We start from the raw sequence: 20417 nt of genomic DNA, 5'->3' as shown, positions 1-20417 counted from the left end.
TATTACGTCGCTAGCCGGTTTGGCTATTTTCGACAAGTTCAGGAGGCCTCCGCCATCGATGCCGCCTCGTCGACACCAACCGAAACCAGACGGGACACTCCGGGCTCCTGCATGGTGACACCCATCAAGCGTTCGGCGGCTTCCATCGCGATCTTGTTGTGGGTGATGAAGATGAACTGCACGCTCTCCGACATCTCTTTAACCAGTTTCGCATAGCGGCCGACATTGGCATCGTCGAGTGGCGCATCGACCTCGTCGAGCATGCAAAAAGGTGCCGGATTGAGTTGGAAGATGGCAAATACCAAGGAAAGTGCCGTGAGGGCTTTTTCGCCTCCCGACAGCAGATGAATGGTGCTGTTTTTCTTACCAGGGGGACGCGCCATGATCGCCACGCCGGTTTCCAGCAAATCCTCCCCCATCAGCGTCAACCATGCGGCCCCGCCGCCGAAGACTCGCGGAAAAAGCGTCATCAGTCCCTGATTGACTTCATCGAAAGTCTGCCGGAAACGGGTCCGTGTCTCCTGGTCGATACGCTTGATCGCCCGCTCCAGGGTTTCGATCGCCTCGCTCAGTTCGGCGTGCTGGGCTTCCAGGTAGTCGCGTCGCTCGGCCTGCTGCTCGTACTCCTCGATCGCTGCCAGGTTGATGGCACCGAGCCGGCGGATGCGCTCGCCGGTCTCCTCCAGCCGGGTCTGCCAGGCCGATTCGGTGGCGTTGGGGTCGAGCGCCGCGAGCAGCGCATCGACATCGTGCTGCTGCTCGTCCAACTGCTCCTTCTGTGCGTCGGCCTTGAGCGTGAGCGCCTGTACCTGCAGGCGGGCCTCCTGCAGGCGCTGGCGCAATCCTTCCAGATTGCGTTCGTGCTGCTGACGCTCGATCTCGGCCTGACGCAGGCTTTCGCCGATCTGGTTGGCTCGGTCCCGGCAGCGGTTGAGCGTGGCTTCCTGGTGGGTGCGCTGCTCGAGCAGTACCTCGAGTCGTTCGCGCTGTTCGTCGTCCGGCTCGTTGAGCGTTTCGCGCTGGGCCATCAGCAGTTCACAGCGCTCGTCCAGACTCGCCAGTTGCGTCCGGCTGCGTTCGGACTGCTGTTCTAGCTCGCCGCGCTGGGTCTCGAGACGCTGGCGTTCCAGTGCCAGTTCCTGCTGCCGCTGACGCGCCTGCTGCTGCTGCTGGCGCAACGCGCTCACACGCTCCTGCGCCTGACGCCGCGCCGCCTCGAGATCCTCGCGCTGCGAGGTCTGCGTCTCGACTTGTTCCAGCGCCTGTTGCCAACGCTCGCGCGCGCTCTCCAGTTCCAGCCGCGACGTCTCCATCCGTTCCCGGCGTTCGCCAAGCGCCTCGTCGAGATCGCGGGCACGCGAGGCGACATGTTCGAGCCGGCCATCCAGCGTCGCCAGTTGGGTCGATTGCTGCTGACGTTGTCGCGAAAGCTGAACCTCGTCCTGGCGCAAGGACTCCAGCGCCGCTTCGTTGTTCTCGATCGCCTCCTCGCACTGGCGCAAACGCTCATCGAACTCGGCCAGGTGTCGATCCAGGGTCACCAGCTCTTCCTGCAGGTTGTCGCGACGCTGACGCTGCAGCAGCACGCTGTCGCTGTCGACATCGTCCCGGCCCAGGCGACGCGCCCACCCCGGGCCCAGCCACAGGCCCTCGGCAGTGATCACGCTCTCTCCCGGCGCCAGCATCGGCTGCCGGCGCCAGGCGTCATCGGCATCCTCGGCGCAGCGGATCGTCGCCAGCAGCGCGGCGAGCGCGCCAGCGCCCCGGGTCCTGGCGGCCAGGGAATCCGCCGGCGCGGCTTCGGTCGTCCCGGAGGCCTCGACCACCGGCAGCTCGCCGCTGTTGAGATGCTGGAGCGGCTCGCGTGCGGCATCGAGATCCATCAGCCGTGCCTTGAGCCACGGTGCCAGTACCCAGGCCACGGTGCGCTCCCAGCCGGACTCGACATCCAGCCGCTCGGCCACCCGAGGCGCCGATGCCAGCGGGTGATCGCCCAGTTGGTCGGCCAGGCTGGCTTCACCGTCCTCCAATGCCGCTTCGATCAGCGCCTCGAGCGAGGCGATCTCGCCTTGGCAACGATGATGGCGTTCGCGCAGGCTTTCGCGCTCGGCCTGCCATTGCTGCAGCGAGCGACGGGCTTCCTCGCGGCTTTGCTGGCGCTCCTCGCGCCGGATCTCCAGGGTTTGCTGGCGCTCGTCGAGCACCGCCAGCGACTCCCGCAACGCCTCGCGCTCGGCTTCGAGTGCGCTGACGTCCGGCAACTCGGCCTGTTGTTGTCGATAGCGCTCGATCTCGCGGCCCAGCGTCTCGAGCTGACGTTCCAGGTGCTGAATCGACTCCTGTTCGCGCTCGGCACGATGCCGGGCATCTCGCTCCTGCCCGCTGAAATTCTCCCACTGTGCCTGACGTTCCCGGGCTTCGGACTCTGCCGTCTCGAGTTCCGCCTCCAGTGTCAACACGGTCTCGTCGGCGATCTCGACATCGGGCAGCAGGGTTTCCAGACGTGCGTCCAGCGTCTCCCGGCGTTCGTCATCCTGCGCGGCCAGCTGGGCCAGGGCATCGCGTTCGCGCCGGGCGCTCTCGAGATCGGCACCGAGCTGCTGGTCGCGCTGGCGAGCGTGCTCCAGCGACTGCTCGAGCCGGGCGATGTCGGCGCCGGTCTGGTAGAAAGCGGCCTGATGCCGCTCCAGCTCGGCCGCGACCTCGTCGTGAGTCTCGCGCCCTTCGGCCAGGCGCGTTTCGCACTGGCGCAAGCCGAGCACTTCGCGCTCGACCTGGGTTTCGTAGTCGCGCACCCGCGCGGCCTCTTCCTCCTGCTGGGCACGCAGCGCCCGCTCCCGCAACAGCGCCAGTTCGCCCCGCAGCCGGCGCTCCTCCTCCTTCAGGTTGCGGTAGCGCTTGGCCGCCTCGGCCTGACGCTTGAGCCGCTCCAGCTGCTTGTCGAGTTCCTCGCGGATGTCGTCGAGGCGTTCGAGGTTCTCCTGGGTGCGGCGCAGGCGATTTTCGGTCTCGCGCCGGCGCTCCTTGTACTTGGAGATACCGGCCGCCTCTTCCAGCGTGTGACGCAGCTCTTCAGGGCGCGCCTCGACCAGCCGCGAAATCATGCCCTGGCCGATGATCGCGTAGGAGCGCGGCCCCAGCCCGGTGCCGAGAAAGATATCGGCAATGTCGCGACGACGGCATTTCTGGCCGTTGAGGAAGTACGTGGACTGGGCATCGCGGGTGACCAGGCGCTTGACCGCGATCTCGTTATAGCCGGCGTAGGCGCCGCCGAGGCCGCCGTCGCGGTTGTCGAAGGTGAGTTCGATCGAGGCCTGTCCGACCGGCGCGCGGCCGGTGGAGCCGTTGAAGATGACATCGGTCATCGATTCGCCGCGCAACGTCTTGGCCGAGGACTCGCCCATCACCCAGCGCACGGCATCGATGACGTTGGACTTGCCGCAGCCGTTGGGTCCGACGATGGCGGTCATGTTGCCATCGAACGGCACCGTCACCGGATCGACGAACGACTTGAAGCCGGCCAGTTTGATGGACTTGAGACGCATGCGGGCGGAAACACTCCTGCTACCGATTCGACCCGGCCGGGCGGGCATGAGCCACGCCGCGGCCGAGCAGGTTCCGGCAGAGCCTACGGCAGCGTTTGTTCGATATCCAGTGTCCCAGTGGAAGAACGTGGCCTTCAGCAAGACGGCGGCGAGAACGAGCAGGACGGCGGGCCCCCGCAGCCATCCCCACGCAGGCCACGCCGGGCCCGCTGCTTATCGGCGTCCCGCGCCTTGCGCGGACGCATTCGGCGCAGCAACGCGGCTCGTGGCGCATAGGGTCGACACACCCTAGACTGCCGATTCCTCTCGTCATCGGACCGTTATCCCATCATGAGCGACACGTTGGGCAGTACGCTGCCAAGGCTGGTGCTCTACCTGCCCCATCTTCCACAGGGTATCGAGCAGTACCGACAGATGCCCACCGCCGAGCGGCTGATTGCCCACAACTCCAACCATTGGCGCAAGATCGTCACCATCGCCGCCAAGATCGCGGCACCCGACGCGGATTGGCGCGGCTTTCGCGACAAGCATTTCTTCGACCGGATTGCGCTGTGCTTCACGCCTGCCCTGCTACCGAACGATGCCTGGCACTGGATCGGCGGCAAGGCGAACCAAGCCCGCTTCGACGACTTGCCAAGCACGATCACGCCACTGGCCGGCAGCGACGATCTCTTCATCGACACCGAGCACAAGCTGCTGCTGACGCCCTACCCCGACTATCGCCAGTTCAGCGACCGGAAGATCGGGCTGGTCCGCCAGGCATTGGCGCAAGCGGGCTTTGAAAGGGAATAGTCGCCCGGAGGTTATCGGGAAGGAACAGGCTCGCCCTGCTGGGCCGCCAGCCGCTGCCGGGCGACGTCGATCGCCTGGCGCAGCGCCTTGCCGGATTCGGCGTCCTGATAACCCGCCATGGCGCGTCGCCAGTAGTCGATCGCCTGCGCGTAACGGGCGTGGTCGAAGGCGTCGATGCCGAGCATCCCGAGCACGGTGGGCTGACGCGGATCGGCGGTGAGCGTCTCGTCGACCAGTGCCTGCACCTCATCGGTCAGCGTGCGGTCGGCGGCGAAGAACTTCATCTGCGCCAGCTGCGCCAGCAACGCCGGCTGGCGTCCCTGTAGCTCGATCAGCCGATCGAGCACGTCGATCGCCTTGTCGAACCGTCCGTCGTCGCGGTAGAGCGGAAACAGTTCGGCCCACGCCTTGGGATTGTCGCCCTGGCGCCGCGCTTCCGCCGCCAGCCCGGCGATACGGGTTTCCTGCGGTGCGTGCGAAAGCCGCTGCACGACCTGATAGAGCGCCAGATCGTCGCGGCTCCCGGTCAGGCCATAAAACGTCAGCGAACCGCCGACCAGCAGCGCCGCCGCCAGCAGCGGCAGCCAGCGACCGGCCGTGGCCGCGGCCAGCGGGCGACGACCGCCACCACCGGCGTCTTCCAGCAGACGCCGGTCGAGTTCGGCCCGATCCTCGGCAAACCGTTCCCGGTCGATCTCCCCTTCCGCCAACGCAGCCTCCAGTGCCGCCAACCGCTGGCGGTAGATGGCGACGTTCTCGGCATTGTTGCGATCGTCCGCCTCGAAGGCCGTCAGCGCATCCCGCACGCCAGCGGCACGCCGCAGCGGCAGCCACGTCAGCCACAGCGCAAGCAGCAACAGCAGGCCGATGCCGATCCATAGTGGTGTCATGAGGGCTTCCTGTTGCTAGCGTCGGGGTCGGCGTGGCGGGAGACCAGCGCGGCCAGGCGACGGCGCTCCTCGTCGTCGAGCTCGGCGGTACGGCCACGGCGTCGACGCCGTACGAAGACGGCGATCACGCCACCGCCGACCGCGATCAGCGCGAAAGGCAGTCCCCACAGCAGCCAGGTCCGCGATTCGAGCCGCGGATCGTAGAGCACATAGTCGCCGAAGCGATCGACCATGGCGCCTTCGATTTCGGCGTCACTAGCCCCTCGTTTCAGTTGTTGTGCCACATGCGCGCGCATGTCGGCGGCGATCGGCGAGTTGGAGGCGCCGATCGATTCGTTCTGGCACTTGGGACAGCGCAGCCGCGAGGTCAGCTCCTGATAACGCTGGGCCAGCGACGGATCGTCGAAATCCTGAACCTCGATCGCTGCCTGGGCCATGCCCGCAGCGAGCAGCAAGGTCAGCAGCAGCCAGCGGATCATTGCCATCGTTCCACCCTGGGCAGGATCACCTGCTCCACGTCCTGCGGCGTGATGTAGCCGGTATGGTGATAGCGGATAATGCCCTCGGCATCGACCAGGAAGCTCTCCGGCGCCCCGTAGACGCCGAGGTCGAAGCCGAGGCTGCCTTCGGGATCGAACAGCGAGACCTCGAACGGGTTGCCGAACTCGTCGAGGAACTGGCGACCGTTTTCCCGGGTATCCTTGTAGTCGACGCCGACCAGACGCACGCCGCGCTCGGCCAGCTCCAGCAGTTGCGGCATCTCCTGCTTGCAGGTCGGGCACCACTCGCCCCAGACGTTGACCAGCGTCACCTGGCCTTGCAGCAGTGAGCGATCCAGGCGCCTGTCCGGGTCGGCCAGGGTCGAGAGATCGAAGGCCGGAAATGCCTTGGCCAGCAGCGCCGAGTCCCGCGCCGCGGGGTCCTTCGACAAGCCGCGGTAGAGAAACACCGCCAGCACCGCGAACAGCAGCAGCGGAATCAGCAGCAACAAACGACGTTTCATTGCGCTCCCTTCCCTGCAGCAGCGGTGATGAGCATCGCTTCCGAGCCGGCGTCCTCCCGGACGACCGTCGAGCGTTTCGACTCGCGCCGATAACGCCGATCGATCACCGCAAGGATGCCACCGGCGGCCATGATCAGCCCACCCAGCCACAGCCAGCGCACGAACGGCTTGAGCTGGATACGCAACGACCAGTCGCCGCCGTCCAGCTCTTCACCGAGGGCGACGTAGAGATCCATCAGCAGACCGGGACGCAGGGCGACATCCGACATCGGCATGCCGCTGGCGAGGTAGAAGCGCTTTTCCGGCTGCATGACGAAACTGGAGCGTCCCGGCCGCGTCACCTCGATGGTCGCGGTATCGGCGACGTAATTGGGCCCGCGGTGCTCGTTGAAATCCGTCATGGCGAAGCGGTAGCCGCCAACCTCGACGCTCTTGCCCGGCGCCAGGCGCACGTTACGCTCGACGTTGTAGTGGGTCACCATCGCCACGCCGACGATGGTCACCGCCAGACCGCAATGGCCGAGTACCATGCCCCAATAGGCAGGGCGGAGCTTCCCGAGCCCAGCCATGCGCCCCTGGGCGCTGCGACTCTTGTCGAGCACGTCGCGCACCAATGACAGCACCAGCCACAGCGCCAGCAGCAGCCCGAGCGTCACGCCAAGGCTCCAGCTGCCGCCATAGAGCAGCGGCAGAGCGGCGGCGATGACCACCGCCAGCAACGCCGACAGCGCCAATCGACGCACCAGCTCGCGCCCCGGCATGCGTTTCCAGCGCGCCAGCGGCCCCAATCCCATGAACAGACACAGCAACGCCGTCAGCGGCACGAACAGCGCGTTGAAGTACGGCGGGCCGACGCTGATCTTGCCCAGGTCGAGCGCATCCAGCAGCAGCGGGTAGACCGTACCCAGCAGCACCGTCACGGTCATCACCACCAGCAGGATATTGTTGATCAGCAGCAGCGAATCCCGCGATAGCCAGCCGAATCCCGACAGCGACTGCACCCTGGGCGCGCGCAGGGCGAAGATCAACAGCGACAGACCGACGGTGACACCGAGCAGGATCAGGATGAAGGTGCCCCGGGAGGGGTCGTTGGCGAAGGCGTGCACCGAGGTCAGCACGCCCGAGCGCACCAGGAAGGTACCGAGCAGCGACAGCGAGAAGGTGAAGATCGCCAGCAGCACGGTCCAGTTCTTGAAGGTGCCGCGCTTCTCGGTCACCGCCAGCGAATGGATCAGCGCGGTGCCCGCCAGCCACGGCAGCAGCGAGGCGTTCTCGACCGGATCCCAGAACCACCAGCCGCCCCAGCCCAGTTCGTAGTAGGCCCACCAGCTGCCCAGGGCGATTCCGACGGTCAGAAAGGCCCAGGCGACGTTGGTCCAGGGCCGCGCCCAGCGGGTCCAGGCCGCATCCAGGCGACCGCCGAGCAGCGCCGCGATGGCAAAGGCGAAGACCACCGAGAAGCCGACATAGCCCATGTAGAGCATCGGTGGATGCACGATCAGGCCGAAGTCCTGCAGCAGCGGATTGAGATCGGCGCCATCGCTCGGCACGTTGGGCAGCAGGCGTTCGAACGGGTTGGAGGTGAGCAGGATGAACAGCAGAAAACCGCTGCTGATCCAGCCCATCACGCCGAGCACGCGGGCCAGCATGTCTTGCGGCAGGCGCCGCGAGAACAGGCTCACGGCGAAACTCCAGCCTCCCAGAATCAGCACCCACAGCAGCACCGAGCCTTCATGGCTGCCCCAAACCGCGCTCAACTTGTAGTACCAGGGCAACAGCGAGTTGGAGTTGTCGGCGACGTAGGCGACGCTGAAGTCGTCGAGCGCGAAGCTCGCGGTCAGGCACAGGTAGGCGATCACCAGGAAGGCGAATTGCCCCCGGACCATGGGCTTGGCAAACGCCATCCACAGCGGTCGGCGCGTCGTCGCCCCGGCCAGCGGCACCAGCGCCTGCAGCAGTGCCATTCCCAGCGCCAGAATCAGCGCGAAATGTCCCAATTCGGGGAGAATTCGGATCAACATGCAATTACCCGCACCTTATACCAAGATGCCGTCTCAGGAAGACGGCACGCTGCCATCCGGCAGATTTCCGGTCGCCTTCAGCGCTTCGGCCACTTCGGGCGGCATGTAGTTTTCGTCGTGTTTGGCCAGCACCTGCTGGGCGATGAACTCGCCGTCGTCACGAAGTCGACCGATGACCACCACGCCCTGACCTTCGCGGAACAGATCGGGAAGGATGTCGTCGTAGCTGACACGCACGTCGCTGGCGAAATCGGTCACGCTAAAAGCGACCTGCAGCGAATCGCCACTGCGCTCGACACTGCCTTTCTTCACCACGCCTCCGATACGCATCGTGCGGTCGTGGGGCGCCTCTCCGGCGGCGATCTGCGATGGCGTGAAGAACAGGTTGATGTTGGCGCGCAACGCATAGAGCGTCAGCCCGACGGCCACCGCCACCAGCGCGACCAGGCCGACGACGATGACGAGACGACGTTTGCGGTTCGCTCTCATGCCGCTCGCGCCTCGCGGCGACGCCGTCGTCTCAACTGCTCGAACAGCTGGCGCCGCTCGTGTCGCGCCCAGCACACGAATCCGAGCAACAGCAGCGCCGCCAGCCCCCAGGCCGGCCACACATACTTGGCATAGCCGCCCATCGCCAGCAGGGCGGAAAACGAATCGAAGGCCATGTCACGGTTCTCCTGGCGCAGCCGGGCACGACCCCGGCCACGCCTCAGTCGGCGAGTTCCTGCACCCAACGGGTACGTGACTCGCGTCTCAATATCTCGTTGCGCAGCCGGTAGAGCGTCAAGGCGATGAAGAAGCAGTAAAAGCCCAGCACCATGACCAACAGCGGCATCCACATGCTCGCCACCATCGCCGGAGGCTGCGTCAGGGTGAAAGTGGCCGGCTGATGCAGCGTGTTCCACCACACCACCGAATACTTGATGATCGGGATGTTGACCACGCCCACCAGCGTCAGCACCGCCACGGCCTTGGCGCCCTGGTCGGCGCTACCGAAGGCGCCGCGCAGCGCGATCACGCCCAGGTACAGAAACAGCTGAATCAGCATCGAAGTCAGCCGGGCGTCCCAGGTCCACCAGGTGCCCCAGGTCGGCACGCCCCACAGCGAGCCGCTGAATAGCGCCAGAAAGGTCATTGCCGCGCCGAATGGCGCCATCACGCGGGCCGCCATGTCGGCCACCTTGATCTTCCACACCAGCAATACCGCCGAGGCGACGGCCATGGCGATGAATATGCTTTGGGCCAGAATCGCCGAGGGGACATGAACATAGATGATGCGGTAGCTGTCACCCATCTGGTAATCGCGCGGGGAGTAGCCCAACGCCCATACCGAGCCCACGCACAGCAGCAGTGCCGCCGCCGCCCAGAATCCGGGCTGAAGCCGACCGCACAGCGTATAGCACCACTTGGGCGAGCCCAGCTTGTGTATGAAGGTCCACATGCCTTAACCGCTACCTCAGTTTTCTCCGGTGCCGCTGGCGCCACCGGTCATCCGTTCACGCTGATGCGCAGCGCCCCCGCGATGGCAAAGGGCGCAGCGGCGACAGCCAGCGCCAGCAGTGCGCCCAGCAGCGCCAGGGCCGGCGCGGTGCCACCGCCCTGTATCGCCGCCTGAACGGCACCGGCGCCGAAGATCAGCACCGGAATGTAAAGCGGCAGCACCAGCAGCGAGAGCAACACGCCGCCGCGCGGCAGCCCCACGGTCAGCGCGGCGCCGATGGCGCCGATCAGGCTCAGGCTCGCCGTGCCCAGTGCCAGCGATGCCGCCAGCGTCAGGTAGCCCGTCCCCGGCAGCGACAGCAGCACACCCATCAGCGGCGCGCACAGCGCCAGCGGCATGCCGGTGAGCAGCCAATGGACGAAGACCTTGGCCAAACAGAGCAGCGGCAACGGCTGCGGCGACAACAGCAGCTGTTCGAGGCTGCCGTCGGCGAAATCGGTCCGAAACAGCGCATCCAGCGACAGCAGCATGGCCAGCAGCGCCGCCACCCAAAGCAACCCGGGGGCGATCTCGGCCAGCAGATCCGGCTGCGGCGAGATGCCCAGCGGGAACAGCACGACCACCAGGGCGAGGAACAGCAGCGGATTCAATAGATCGCCACCGCGTCGGCGCGCCAGTGCCAGCTCTCGCTTCACCTGAGCGCGCCACACCGCGGACAGACCGATCGTCGTTCCAGCCACCGGCGCCAGCGATCGCTCCTCGTCTGTGAACTTCATGCCTGTCGTGGATCTCGGCATCAATCGGCCACTCCCAGGACAACCGATGTTACACGATCGTTAGCCTGAAAAGTATGATGCGTCGTCAGAATGACGGCGCCGCCCTCCTCGCAGTGCGTCGCGATGCGCCGCTCCAGCCAGGCCACGCCGTCACGATCGATGGCGGTGAATGGCTCATCCAGTATCCACAGGGGGCGCTTCATCAGTTCCAGCCTGGCCAGCGCGATGCGGCGCTGTTGGCCGGCGGAGAGCTGTTGCGCGGGAAGATTCTCGAAACCGGCGAGGCCGACGGCGGCGAGCGAGCGTTCGATCTCCGCCGGCGAGGCCTTGATGCCCGCCATCGCCGCGGACCATGACAGATTCTCCTCGGCGGTCAGCGCCGCGGCCACGCCGGGCGCATGGCCGATATACAGCAGCGCGCGAAAGAAGGCATCGCGGGCCCTGGCCAGCGGCCGGCCATGCCATGTCAGCGTCCCGGCCTGTGGCGACAACTGTGCGGTGAGCATCTTCAGCAGCGTGGTCTTGCCGCTGCCGTTGGCGCCCTCGATGCGCAGGATATCGCCGTCCCCCACATGCAGGTCCAGCGATTCGAAGAGCCAGCGGTCGTCGCGCTCACAGGCAAGTTGGCGGGCATCCAGCGCGACGTTCACGAACCACCACTCCTTAAGAGCTCGATGAAAGGCGTCACTCTAACATCGTGTTCCGCCGGCGTCGTCATTCCGCACCGATGCGCGGATCGGTGCGACATCGATTCAGCGGCGTGTTGCCGTACGCCGATCCCTTGCTATGATGTGGCCGTCCACTCGGGAGAAGACGATGACAATTTCCGCTCCGAGCTATCTGCAACGCCAACCCAATCTGCCGCTGATCGACGGCAACTGGGAGCCCATCGACGCCACCGATCTGGTCGAGATCCCGCTGCTGGGGCAAGTGGCCGCGGGGCTGCCGATGGAGGCCTGCCTCGACAACGCCACCGTGCACGTGCCGGCCCGGCTGGTGCGGCGCAATACCTATGCCCTTCGCGTGCGTGGCGATTCGATGATCGACTGCAACATCTTCGATGGCGACGTCATCATCATCGAACGCTACGAATCCGCCGAGAATGGCGAAACGGCCGTCGTCCTGATCAATAATCAGGAGGTCACGCTGAAGAAGCTGTTCATCGAGAAATCCGGCGTACGGCTGCAACCCGCCAACGACAGCATGCCGCCGATCTATCTGAAGAACGAGGACGTGCAGGTGTTGGGGCTGGTGATGGGCGTGATGCGCAACCCTCCCCAGGCGGCCTGATGCGGTATCCAGTCCCCGACCTCGCCTTACATGAAATACATGCCAGCAGCATCGAGATCGAAAAGAGTCGCTTCATTTGCTGGCTCTGCCATGTACCCGACAATGCCGCCTTCGACTGGCTACTGAAGGAGGCGCGCGAAACCTATCCCGACGCCAGTCATCACTGTTCGGCGTTCATTGCCGGGGCGCCGGGGGAGCAGTTCGCGATCGGTTTTTCCGACGACGGCGAACCCGGCGGCACCGCCGGTCGGCCGATGTTCCAGGCACTGGAGGGCAGCGGCCTGGGCCAAATCGGCGCCGTGGTCACGCGCTACTTCGGCGGTACCAAGCTGGGCACTGGCGGTCTGGTCCGCGCCTATACCCAGGCCGTGATGAAGGCTTTGGAAAGCCTGCCCCGGCGTGACTTCACCGAACGCCGGGCCTGCGCCATCCAGTTCGACTTCAGTCAGGAGGCGGAAGCACGACACTGGCTGAGCGAGCGCGACATTCCGGTCGAAAGGGCGGACTACGACAGCCAGGGCGTCACCCTGATCCTGGGCTGGCCCACCGACGACAGCGTCTCTCTGGAAGCGCTGGAACGGCGGTTGCGCGGGGGCCTGGTGCGGCGCTGAGCCTTCATGATCTGCGGCACCAAATCAGCCGTCGCGACAGGCCTCCTTGGCGACTTCGTAGGATAGCCGAATATGCTCGTGCAGCAGGTCACGCGCAGCCTCGATGCGCCGTGCCAGCGCCAATTCCACCAGCTCGGCATGCTGCGTGTTCAATGTCGAACGAATGGCCGGATTGGCCGGGGCCATACGCCGATAGCGATCGAACTGGTCGTGCAACTGCTCGATGAAGCGCAACAGCCAGCGCGAACCGCAAGGTTCCAGCAGGTGGCGGTGAAACTGCAGATGCATCTGCTCCCAGTGCTCGAGATCGCCCGGCGTCTCGTCGGCACGCTTGAGCCGGTGATAGGCCGCCAGCAGCTCCGCCTCCCAACGTTCGCCACCGCGTGCCAGCGCCTGCTCCAGCGCCTGGCCCTCGAAGCGCTGACGCAACTGGGCGATATCGTCGAGTTCGGCCCTGGCCAGTGCCGGCACGCGAAAGCCGCGCTGGTTCTCCTGCTCCAGCAGCCCATAGGCCGATAGCCGATTGAGCGCCTCCCGCAATGGGCTCAACCCTACCCGGTAATGCTGCTTCAGCGCGTTGATCGCCAACTTCTCTCCCGCGGTGAAGCGCCCATTGATCAGGTCGCGCTTCAAGGCCGCGTAGATCTGGCTGGCAGCGGTCATTCCCGCCGGCTCCTGCAGTGCCATGAATTCGAAATTTCCTGCCGTTTACGTTCGATTGTTGTCATTCATCGACGCATTCCCGGTCGCGCTTGAGGATGGAGACAAGCGGGTGTTGACCCGTGAGGGAATCCGACGTCATAGTAAAAATCGATTTTTCACATCATAACCGATTCCCATCGATCAGCAGCATAACAACAGAGAAACCGCCATGTCGCTCGCCTTCGGTCACAACAACCCCTATCCCTCCCGTCGCAGCGCTACCTATGCCCGCCGTGGCATGGTCGCCGCCTCGCAGCCGCTGGCCAGCCAGGCCGGCCGCGATATGCTGGCGCAGGGCGGCAACGCCATCGACGCCGCCATCGCCACGGCGGCGGTACTGACCGTGGTCGAGCCGACCGGCAACGGCATCGGTGGCGACGCTTTCGCGCTGGTCTGGCTGGCCAACGACAACGGCGGCCGGGGCAAATTGCACGGTCTCAACGCCAGCGGCCACGCTCCCTCGCGCCTGACACCGGAAGCGGTCAGGGCGGCCGGACACGACGAGATGCCGCTGCACGGCTGGACTCCGGTCACCGTTCCGGGCATCCCGGCCGCCTGGGCGGAGCTGTCGCAACAGTACGGCAAACTCGATTTCGCCACCTTGCTCGCGCCGGCCATCCGCATCGCCCGCGAAGGCTTCCCGGTCTCTCCGGTCATCAGCCAGCTGTGGCAGCGCGCCGAGGCCGAATTCCGCGCCAACTCCGACGATCCGGCCCTAGCACCCTGGTGCGACGCCTTCGCCCCCGACGGGCACGCTCCCGCACCCGGCGAGCTCTATCGCAACGAAGCCCAGGCCAGAACCCTGGAGGCGCTGGCCGAAAGCCGCTGCGAGAGTTTCTATCGCGGCGAATTGGCGGCGAAGATCGACGCCTTCTCGCAGGCAACCGGCGGCTACCTGCGCGCCGACGATCTGGCCGCCTATCGGCCCGAATGGGTGGCGCCGATCTCGGTCAACTATCGCGGTTACGACGTGTGGGAGATTCCGCCCAACGGCCAAGGCATGGTCGCCCTGATGGCACTGCGATTGATGGAAGGATTCGATCCCAGCGTGCGCGACGACCCGCAGCTGGTGCATCGCCAGCTGGAGGCGATGAAGCTGGCCTACACCGATGGCCACTATCACATCACCCAGTCCGAGCACATGCGCGTCAGTGTGGAATCGTTGCTCAGCGACGACTATGCGGCGACGCGCCGACGGCTGATCAAGGAGACGGCGATCGATCCGGAGCCCGGCCAGCCTCAGGCCGGCGGCACGGTCTATCTGGCCACCGCGGACGATGCCGGCAACATGGTCTCCTACATCCAGAGCAACTATCACGGCTTCGGCTCCGGTGTGGTGGTGCCGGATACCGGAATCTCGCTGCAGAACCGCGGCCACGGTTTCAGTCTCGACCCCGGCCACGTCAACGTGCTCGCTCCCGGCAAGCGCACTTTCCATACCATCATCCCCGGTTTTCTGACCCACGGCGATACGCCGCTAGGGCCATTCGGCGTGATGGGCGGCTTCATGCAGCCCCAGGGCCATCTGCAGGTGGTGATGAATCTGGTCGATTACGGGCTCAATCCGCAGGCAGCGCTGGATGCGCCGCGCTGGCAGTGGATGGGCGGACGCAAGATCGGCATCGAGCCCGGCTATCCGCTGCACCTGGTCCGCGACATGGCGGCACGTGGCCATCAGATCACCATGGCCGTCGACAGTACCGCCTACGGTCGCGGCCAGATCATCCTGCGCGATCCAGCCAACGGCGTGTACTGCGGCGGTACCGAGCCACGCACCGATTCCAGCATTGCGGTGCTCTGAACCATGCCGACACGTTCCGTACACACGCAAGGGCAACTGTTCCTGGCCTTCCTGCGCATCGGCCTGCTCGGCTTCGGCGGCGGACCGTCGATGATCCCGCTGGTGCACGCCGAGGCGGTGACCCGCCATGCCTGGATGAACGACGAGGAGTTCGGCGACGTGCTGGCGATCGGCAATACCCTGCCGGGGCCGATCGCGACCAAGATGGCGGGCTACATCGGCTATCGGGTCGGTGGCGTGGTGGGCTGCATCAATGCGGTACTGGCGGTCATCCTGCCCTGTATCGTCGCCATGGTGCTGTTGCTGGGACTGTTCACCCGTTATCGCGATCAGCGCTGGATCCAGGGCATGAGCGAGGGCGTGATGCCCGTGGTGATGATCATGATGGCGCAGTTGACCTGGGACTTCTGGCAGAAATCCCGCGCCGCGCTGGGGTGGATCGCCACCCTGGTCATGGGCCTGGTGGCAGGCGGTCTGATCTACTGGCTCGACGTGCATCCGGGACTGGTGATCGCCGCCATTCTGATCGCCGCGCTGCTGCGTCCCGACCGCTCTCGTCGAGCGCGGACGGAGGCGGACGGATGATCTACTGGGAGCTGTTTCTCGCCTTCTTCATCCCCAATATCGTCGGCTATGGCGGCGGCCCGGCGATCATTCCGCTGATCGAGAACGAGGTGGTCGGTCATTACGGCTGGATGACATCGCAGCAGTTCGCCGAGACCCTGGCGCTCGGCAATACGCTGCCCAGTCCGATCGCCACCAAGATGGCCGGTTACATCGGTTACGAGGTCGGCGGCATCGGCGGCAGCCTGATCGCCAGTTTCGCCACCGTGGCACCGTCGCTGCTGTTGATGCTGGCCGCGCTGGGCACGCTCTACCGCTACCGCGACTCGATCAAGGTCAAGTCGATGAGCCAGTGGGTCAGGCCGGTGATCATGGTGCTGATGGCCTACCTGACCTGGTCGTTTCTCAGCGAGGGCGTCGCAAGCGCCGGCTGGATTCACACCGCCATCATCGGCATTGCGGCAGCGCTGATGCTGTGGCGATTCAGACTCCACCCCGTGTGGGCGGTATTGCTGGGGCTGGTCTATGGCGGGCTGCTGCTCGGCTGATCGCCGGTTCCGCGACCCCAGTAAACCAATGACCCGACGAACTGCAAGTCTTTTCCAATATCAATCAACAAGGACAACAGATGCGCAATCACAACCTAGCCAAGGCAACCACGGGCCGTTTCGGCCGACTGCTTACCGCCGCTAGCGCTATCGTGTCGCTCGCCGCCGGTCTCACGGCGGGCGGATTCGCTCAGACCGCGCAGGCAGACGATTACCCCGATCATGCCATCGAGTTCATCGTCCCGTGGTCGCCAGGCGGCGGCAGCGACACGCTGATGCGGATCATTTCCAACGCGGCGGAGAAGCACATCGGCCAGCCGTTGCCGGTGATCAACATGCCCGGCGTCAGCGGCACGCTGGGACTGAAGGAGCTGGCCCGGCGTGATCCGGACGGATACACCATCGGCCAGATCCATGAGGGCTTGATGGCAGCCAACGCCACCGGGCTGACCCAGCTTAACTGGGACGACTTCCAGCCGATCGCTTCGCTGGCGTCCTCGCCGCAATACCTCGTGGTCAATGCCGACAGCGACTGGCAGACTTTCGAGGAATTTGCCGAGTACGCCAAGGCGCACCCCGGCGAGATTCGTGTCGGTGCGACCCTCGGCGGCATTCCCCACGTGCATGCGGCGATGATCGAGGATGCCATCGGGGCGAAGTTCCGCTACGTCGGTTATGAGGGCACCGGCGCGCGGATTCGTGGCCTGGTCGGCGGTCATGTCGACGCCGCCATCGGCGATATTTCCTCCAGCCTCGAATTCGTCAAGAACGGCGATCTGCGCTTCCTCGCCGTCGGCAGCAACGCACGCGTCGATGCCACGCCCGACGTGCCGACCTTCAAGGAGCTCGGCTACGACAATCTCAAGCTGAGCGTCAATCGTGGCATCGTCGCGCCCAAGGGCACCGATGCGGACAAGGTCCAGACACTGGCGGACGACTTCGAGGCGATGTCCCAAGATCCTGATTTCATCGAGAAGACGCGTCGGGCCGGAGCACAGGTCGAGTTCATGGGGCCACAAGACTACACCGATTATCTGTCTGAGGTCGACGCCACCATCAAGCGGCTCTCCGGGAAGCTGGCGCGATGAGCGATCAGTCCGAAGCGGCCTCCCATTCCGGACGGGAGGTCAGCAGCGAGCGTGGCAGGGCGCTGGCCAACGTTATGTTCAACGCAGCGCTGGCCGTGTTCTTTGTCACCCTGTTCATACAGGCCGGCGAACTGCCTTCTTCGATGTGGGAGCCGCTGGGAGCCGGCTCCTTTCCTAGGCTGGTTCTCGGCGCCCTGGTGGTGTTCAACCTGGCGATCATGGCGCAATCCACGGCGGCGTTCCGTCGCGCCGACCGCACCGCGAGCGTGGGCGTCGGTCGATGGTTCCTGCAGCGCCGTCTGGCCTTCGCGACCCTGGCGGCATTCGCCCTCTATGCGCTGTTGATGCCGTGGATCGGATTCGCCCTGGCCTCTCTGGTGTTCCTGCTCGCCGTGCAGGTGATCCTGGGCGCCCGTCGCGGACGCCGACTGCTGGTTGCCGTCATTGTCGCCGTGGTCTGCAGTCTCGGCCTCTATGCGTTATTCAGCCATGTGTTCCTGATTTCGCTGCCCCCGGGGCGCCTCTGGTAGCCCCGCTCCGGTAGTCCGAACCAAACAAGACCAACGGACAAGAGACTCTCCATGCCGATGACCGATGCGCTGCTTTCCAGCGTCGAACAACTGTTTTCGCTGGCCACCCTGGTCAGCATGATGATCGGTGTAGTGGCAGGCGTGATTGCCGCAGCCATCCCCGGTTTTACGGTAACCATGGCGATCGTGCTGACGCTGCCGGTGACCTTTTCCATGCCGCCGCTGCAGGGCGTGGCGACGATGCTGGCAGTCTATGTCGGCGGCTGTTCGGGCGGGCTGATCAGCGCCGCGTTGCTGGGCATCCCCGGCACTCCCTCTTCGGTGGCGACGACCTTCGACGCCTACCCCATGGCGCGCAATGGCGAGCCCGGCCGCGCGCTCGGCCTGGGCATCTGGGCGTCGTTCTTCGGCGCCCTGGTGAGCGCCATCGTGCTGATCATCGCGGCGCCGCCGCTGGCGCTGATCGCGGTCAAGCTGGGGCCCTGGGAGTATTTTTCGCTGATCCTGTTCGCCATCACCGTGGTCGCCAGCCTGGTCGGCAAATCGATCCTCAAAGGGTTGATGATGAGCCTGCTGGGGCTATTCATCGCCACCGTGGGACAGGACCCGATGATGGGCGTGCCACGCTTCACGTTCGGGGTCGATGTGCTGGCGGCGGGCTTTCCCTTCCTGGTGGTGCTGATCGGCATCTTCGCCGTCAGCCAACTCGCCGGCGAGGTCGAGAACCCGGCCGAGCTTCACCAAGGGCAGGCGCTGATCCGCGGCACGCTGCACTTCCAACCGCTGGCGGTCATGCGCGAGGTCCTGAGCCGGCCTCTCAATCTGCTGCGCTCGTCGATGGTCGGTGTGGTGATCGGCGCGGTGCCCGGCGCCGGCGGCAGCATCGCCAACCTGATCGCCTATGACCAGGCCAAGCGCGCCTCCAAGACGCCGGAGCGTTTCGGCACCGGTATCGCCGACGGCGTGGTGGCCTCGGAGTCGGGCAATTCGGCCACCGCCGGCGGCGGTCTGATTCCGATGATCGCGCTGGGCATTCCTGGCAGTGCCGTCGACGCCGTGCTGATGGCGGCGCTGATGGTCCAGGGCATCAGCGTCGGCCCGAGACTGATCATGGATAACGCCGATCTGGTCTACGGCATGTTCCTGGCGATGTTCCTGGCCGCCGTCATGGTGCTGGTCTTCTGCCTGCTCAGCATGCGCTGGTTTCTGCGCATCACCGCGATCCCGAAGTCGATCATCGTGCCGGTGGTGCTGGTCTGCTGCGCCGTGGGCGCGCTGGCGCTCAACAACCGCATCACCGACCTCTATCTGCTGATCGGCGTCGGCCTGGTCGGCTATCTGCTGGCCAAGCTCGACTACCCGCTGGCGCCGCTGGTGCTGGGCGTGATTCTAGGGCCGATCGCCGAGACCAATCTGCGCCGGGCGCTGATGGCCGACGAAGACTGGACGCTGTTCTTCACGCGCCCCATCTCGGCGGGGCTGTTGGTTCTTGCCGTGCTTTCCGTCGCCTTCACCGTTCGCCGTATCCTGCGGCAGCGCAAGCGCATGGCGGCCCAGGCGTGATCTGACAGGCGGTGGCGCAAGGCCGCCGCCCATTTTTCCGTTCGCGTCGAGCGACAGCTGTGCTAGCGTGGCGACCGTCTTCCGGAGCTCGTCATGGCACAACCCGACTTTTCTCTCAGCACGCCCCTCGACACTCGCGCTCTCGATGCCGGTCGTATCGGCCTGGCGCCGATGGAAGGCGTCATCGACGCCGACACCCGTGCCCTGCTCAGTGCCGATGGCGCGCTGGACTGGTGCGTGACCGAGTTCGTGCGCGTGGTGGATGCCCGGCTGCCGCCACGGGTGTTTCTGCGCCACTGCCCCGAGCTCGCCACGGCCGGCGACCACGGACCCAAGACTCCGAGCGATACGCCGGTCACGTTGCAATTGCTGGGCTCCGATCCCGAGGCGCTGGCCGCCAACGCCGAGCAGGCGATCGCGCTGGGGGCGACCCGGCTGGATCTCAACTTCGGCTGTCCCGCCAAGACCGTCAATCGTCACGACGGCGGCGCCTCGCTGTTGCGCACGCCCGCGCGCGTGGAGCGCGCCGTCGCCGCCGTAGCGAACGTGGGCGCGCGCCACGGAGCGGCGGTCAGCGCCAAGCTACGCCTGGGCTTCGACGACCGTCGCATGGCGCTGGCCTGTGCCCGCGCTGCCGAAGCGGGTGGCGCCTGTGAACTGGTGGTGCATGCGCGCACCCGCCGGGAGGGTTATCGTCCACCCGCGCATTGGGAATGGATCGCGCGCATCCGCACGGCAGTGAATGTTCCGGTGATCGCCAACGGCGACATCTGGACGCTGGAGGAGTACTGGAAGGCACGCACACTCTCCGGCTGCCGCGACGTCATGCTGGGTCGCGGCATGCTTGCCGATCCGTGGCTGGCCCGGCGCGTCCGTTACTGGCAGGCAAGCGGCGGCGAACGCCTGGCTCCCACGCCGTGGTCGGCACGCGCCGACATGCTATGCCGCTATGCACGCCGCAAGCAGGCAAGCGGCATGGCGGAGAAGTTCATCGTTGCGCTGCTCAAGCAGTGGCTCAACATCATGCGCGGTCGCGACGTGGAGGCAGCCGAGCGCTTCATGGCGCTACGCCGGGAAACCGCTCTCGCCCCGTTTTTGGCAGGGTTGCAGCAGCCGTCAGGCAGACGCGGCGAAGCATGCGTCTCATCGAACAGGGATATGCTCAGCGAGCCGGCCTGAGTAGTCCCGACGCCAATCTTCGAAGACAGCGCCGATAAACGAAAACACCCGCACGCAATGCGTGCGGGTGTCG

Annotated in this window: 21 protein-coding genes; 10 read left to right on the top strand and 11 right to left on the bottom strand. The window is 65.6% G+C overall.

Annotated features, from left to right (window positions below):
• Nucleotides 1–38 precede the first annotated feature (38 nt).
• On the bottom strand, nt 39–3545 hold the full coding sequence (smc, locus tag DOM57_RS04845) for a chromosome segregation protein SMC (RefSeq protein WP_110648089.1): 3507 nt from the start codon (nt 3543–3545) through the stop codon (nt 39–41).
• Nucleotides 3546–3875: 330 nt separating this feature from the next.
• On the opposite strand from smc, the gene DOM57_RS04840 reads away from it, so the two are divergent.
• Nucleotides 3876–4337: a DUF6942 family protein gene (locus DOM57_RS04840; RefSeq protein ID WP_204352857.1), complete on the top strand. Its 462-nt coding sequence runs from the start codon at nt 3876–3878 to the stop codon at nt 4335–4337.
• Nucleotides 4338–4348: 11 nt separating this feature from the next.
• Here the strand turns inward: DOM57_RS04840 and ccmI are convergent, their stop codons facing one another.
• Genes ccmI through ccmA form a run of 9 tightly spaced genes read right to left on the bottom strand, consistent with a single transcriptional unit; the run spans nt 4349 to nt 11118 of the window.
• Nucleotides 4349–5227: a c-type cytochrome biogenesis protein CcmI gene (gene ccmI / locus DOM57_RS04835; protein WP_110648087.1), complete on the bottom strand. Its 879-nt coding sequence runs from the start codon at nt 5225–5227 to the stop codon at nt 4349–4351.
• A complete protein-coding gene (locus DOM57_RS04830) occupies nt 5224–5712 on the bottom strand; it encodes a cytochrome c-type biogenesis protein (protein ID WP_110648086.1) in 489 nt (162 codons plus the stop codon). Before DOM57_RS04830 ends, ccmI begins: the two co-directional genes overlap by 4 nt.
• Nucleotides 5703–6230, bottom strand: a complete 528-nt coding sequence (locus tag DOM57_RS04825; RefSeq protein ID WP_110648085.1) for a DsbE family thiol:disulfide interchange protein — start codon at nt 6228–6230, stop codon at nt 5703–5705. Before DOM57_RS04825 ends, DOM57_RS04830 begins: the two co-directional genes overlap by 10 nt.
• Complete coding sequence (locus DOM57_RS04820; RefSeq protein WP_110648084.1) at nt 6227–8251, bottom strand: heme lyase CcmF/NrfE family subunit; 2025 nt, start codon at nt 8249–8251, stop codon at nt 6227–6229. The genes DOM57_RS04825 and DOM57_RS04820 overlap by 4 nt, the downstream gene beginning before the upstream one ends.
• Before the next feature lie 33 nt (nt 8252–8284).
• Complete coding sequence (gene ccmE, locus DOM57_RS04815) at nt 8285–8740, bottom strand: cytochrome c maturation protein CcmE (RefSeq protein ID WP_110648083.1); 456 nt, start codon at nt 8738–8740, stop codon at nt 8285–8287.
• On the bottom strand, nt 8737–8916 hold the full coding sequence (gene ccmD / locus DOM57_RS04810; protein WP_110648082.1) for a heme exporter protein CcmD: 180 nt from the start codon (nt 8914–8916) through the stop codon (nt 8737–8739). The genes ccmE and ccmD overlap by 4 nt, the downstream gene beginning before the upstream one ends.
• A gap of 44 nt (nt 8917–8960) precedes the next feature.
• Nucleotides 8961–9692, bottom strand: coding sequence for a heme ABC transporter permease (locus DOM57_RS04805; RefSeq protein WP_110648081.1), 732 nt, complete (start codon nt 9690–9692; stop codon nt 8961–8963).
• A gap of 47 nt (nt 9693–9739) precedes the next feature.
• On the bottom strand, nt 9740–10468 hold the full coding sequence (gene ccmB / locus DOM57_RS04800) for a heme exporter protein CcmB (protein ID WP_110648080.1): 729 nt from the start codon (nt 10466–10468) through the stop codon (nt 9740–9742).
• A gap of 20 nt (nt 10469–10488) precedes the next feature.
• Nucleotides 10489–11118 carry a cytochrome c biogenesis heme-transporting ATPase CcmA gene (gene ccmA, locus DOM57_RS04795; protein WP_110648079.1) on the bottom strand — a complete coding sequence of 210 codons (630 nt, stop codon included), beginning with the start codon at nt 11116–11118 and terminating at the stop codon, nt 10489–10491.
• Nucleotides 11119–11284: 166 nt separating this feature from the next.
• Here ccmA and DOM57_RS04790 point away from each other — a divergent pair, with 166 nt between their 5' ends.
• Both DOM57_RS04790 and DOM57_RS04785 read left to right on the top strand, forming a co-directional pair.
• The gene (locus DOM57_RS04790) at nt 11285–11758 is read left to right on the top strand and encodes a LexA family protein (protein WP_110648078.1); all 474 of its coding nucleotides are present in this window, start codon (nt 11285–11287) and stop codon (nt 11756–11758) included.
• Entirely contained in the window at nt 11758–12369 is a 612-nt protein-coding gene (locus DOM57_RS04785) for an IMPACT family protein (protein WP_110648077.1), read from the top strand. Before DOM57_RS04790 ends, DOM57_RS04785 begins: the two co-directional genes overlap by 1 nt.
• Before the next feature lie 24 nt (nt 12370–12393).
• Here DOM57_RS04785 and DOM57_RS04780 read toward each other — a convergent pair whose 3' ends face one another.
• Nucleotides 12394–13056 (bottom strand): GntR family transcriptional regulator, encoded by a 663-nt coding sequence (locus DOM57_RS04780; RefSeq protein WP_110648076.1) that lies wholly within the window; start codon nt 13054–13056, stop codon nt 12394–12396.
• 184 nt (nt 13057–13240) lie between these two features.
• Here DOM57_RS04780 and DOM57_RS04775 point away from each other — a divergent pair, with 184 nt between their 5' ends.
• From DOM57_RS04775 to DOM57_RS04745, 7 genes are all read left to right on the top strand, one after another.
• On the top strand, nt 13241–14872 hold the full coding sequence (locus tag DOM57_RS04775) for a gamma-glutamyltransferase family protein (protein ID WP_110648075.1): 1632 nt from the start codon (nt 13241–13243) through the stop codon (nt 14870–14872).
• Nucleotides 14873–14875: 3 nt separating this feature from the next.
• Nucleotides 14876–15457, top strand: coding sequence for a chromate transporter (locus tag DOM57_RS04770; protein ID WP_110648074.1), 582 nt, complete (start codon nt 14876–14878; stop codon nt 15455–15457).
• Nucleotides 15454–15984, top strand: a complete 531-nt coding sequence (locus DOM57_RS04765) for a chromate transporter (protein ID WP_110648073.1) — start codon at nt 15454–15456, stop codon at nt 15982–15984. Before DOM57_RS04770 ends, DOM57_RS04765 begins: the two co-directional genes overlap by 4 nt.
• A gap of 80 nt (nt 15985–16064) precedes the next feature.
• Nucleotides 16065–17072, top strand: a complete 1008-nt coding sequence (locus DOM57_RS04760) for a Bug family tripartite tricarboxylate transporter substrate binding protein (RefSeq protein ID WP_110648072.1) — start codon at nt 16065–16067, stop codon at nt 17070–17072.
• Nucleotides 17069–17602, top strand: a complete 534-nt coding sequence (locus DOM57_RS04755; RefSeq protein WP_110648071.1) for a tripartite tricarboxylate transporter TctB family protein — start codon at nt 17069–17071, stop codon at nt 17600–17602. The genes DOM57_RS04760 and DOM57_RS04755 overlap by 4 nt, the downstream gene beginning before the upstream one ends.
• Nucleotides 17603–17653: 51 nt before the next feature.
• Nucleotides 17654–19165, top strand: a complete 1512-nt coding sequence (locus DOM57_RS04750) for a tripartite tricarboxylate transporter permease (RefSeq protein ID WP_239496116.1) — start codon at nt 17654–17656, stop codon at nt 19163–19165.
• Nucleotides 19166–19336: 171 nt separating this feature from the next.
• Nucleotides 19337–20344, top strand: a complete 1008-nt coding sequence (locus DOM57_RS04745) for a tRNA dihydrouridine synthase (protein ID WP_110648184.1) — start codon at nt 19337–19339, stop codon at nt 20342–20344.
• Nucleotides 20345–20417: the final 73 nt, after the last annotated feature.

Source organism: Salinicola peritrichatus (assembly GCF_003206715.1).
Taxonomy (GTDB): Bacteria; Pseudomonadota; Gammaproteobacteria; order Pseudomonadales; family Halomonadaceae; genus Salinicola; species Salinicola peritrichatus.
The sequence above is the reverse complement of the archived record's forward strand: the minus strand, read 5'-3'. Positions and strand labels throughout refer to the sequence as shown.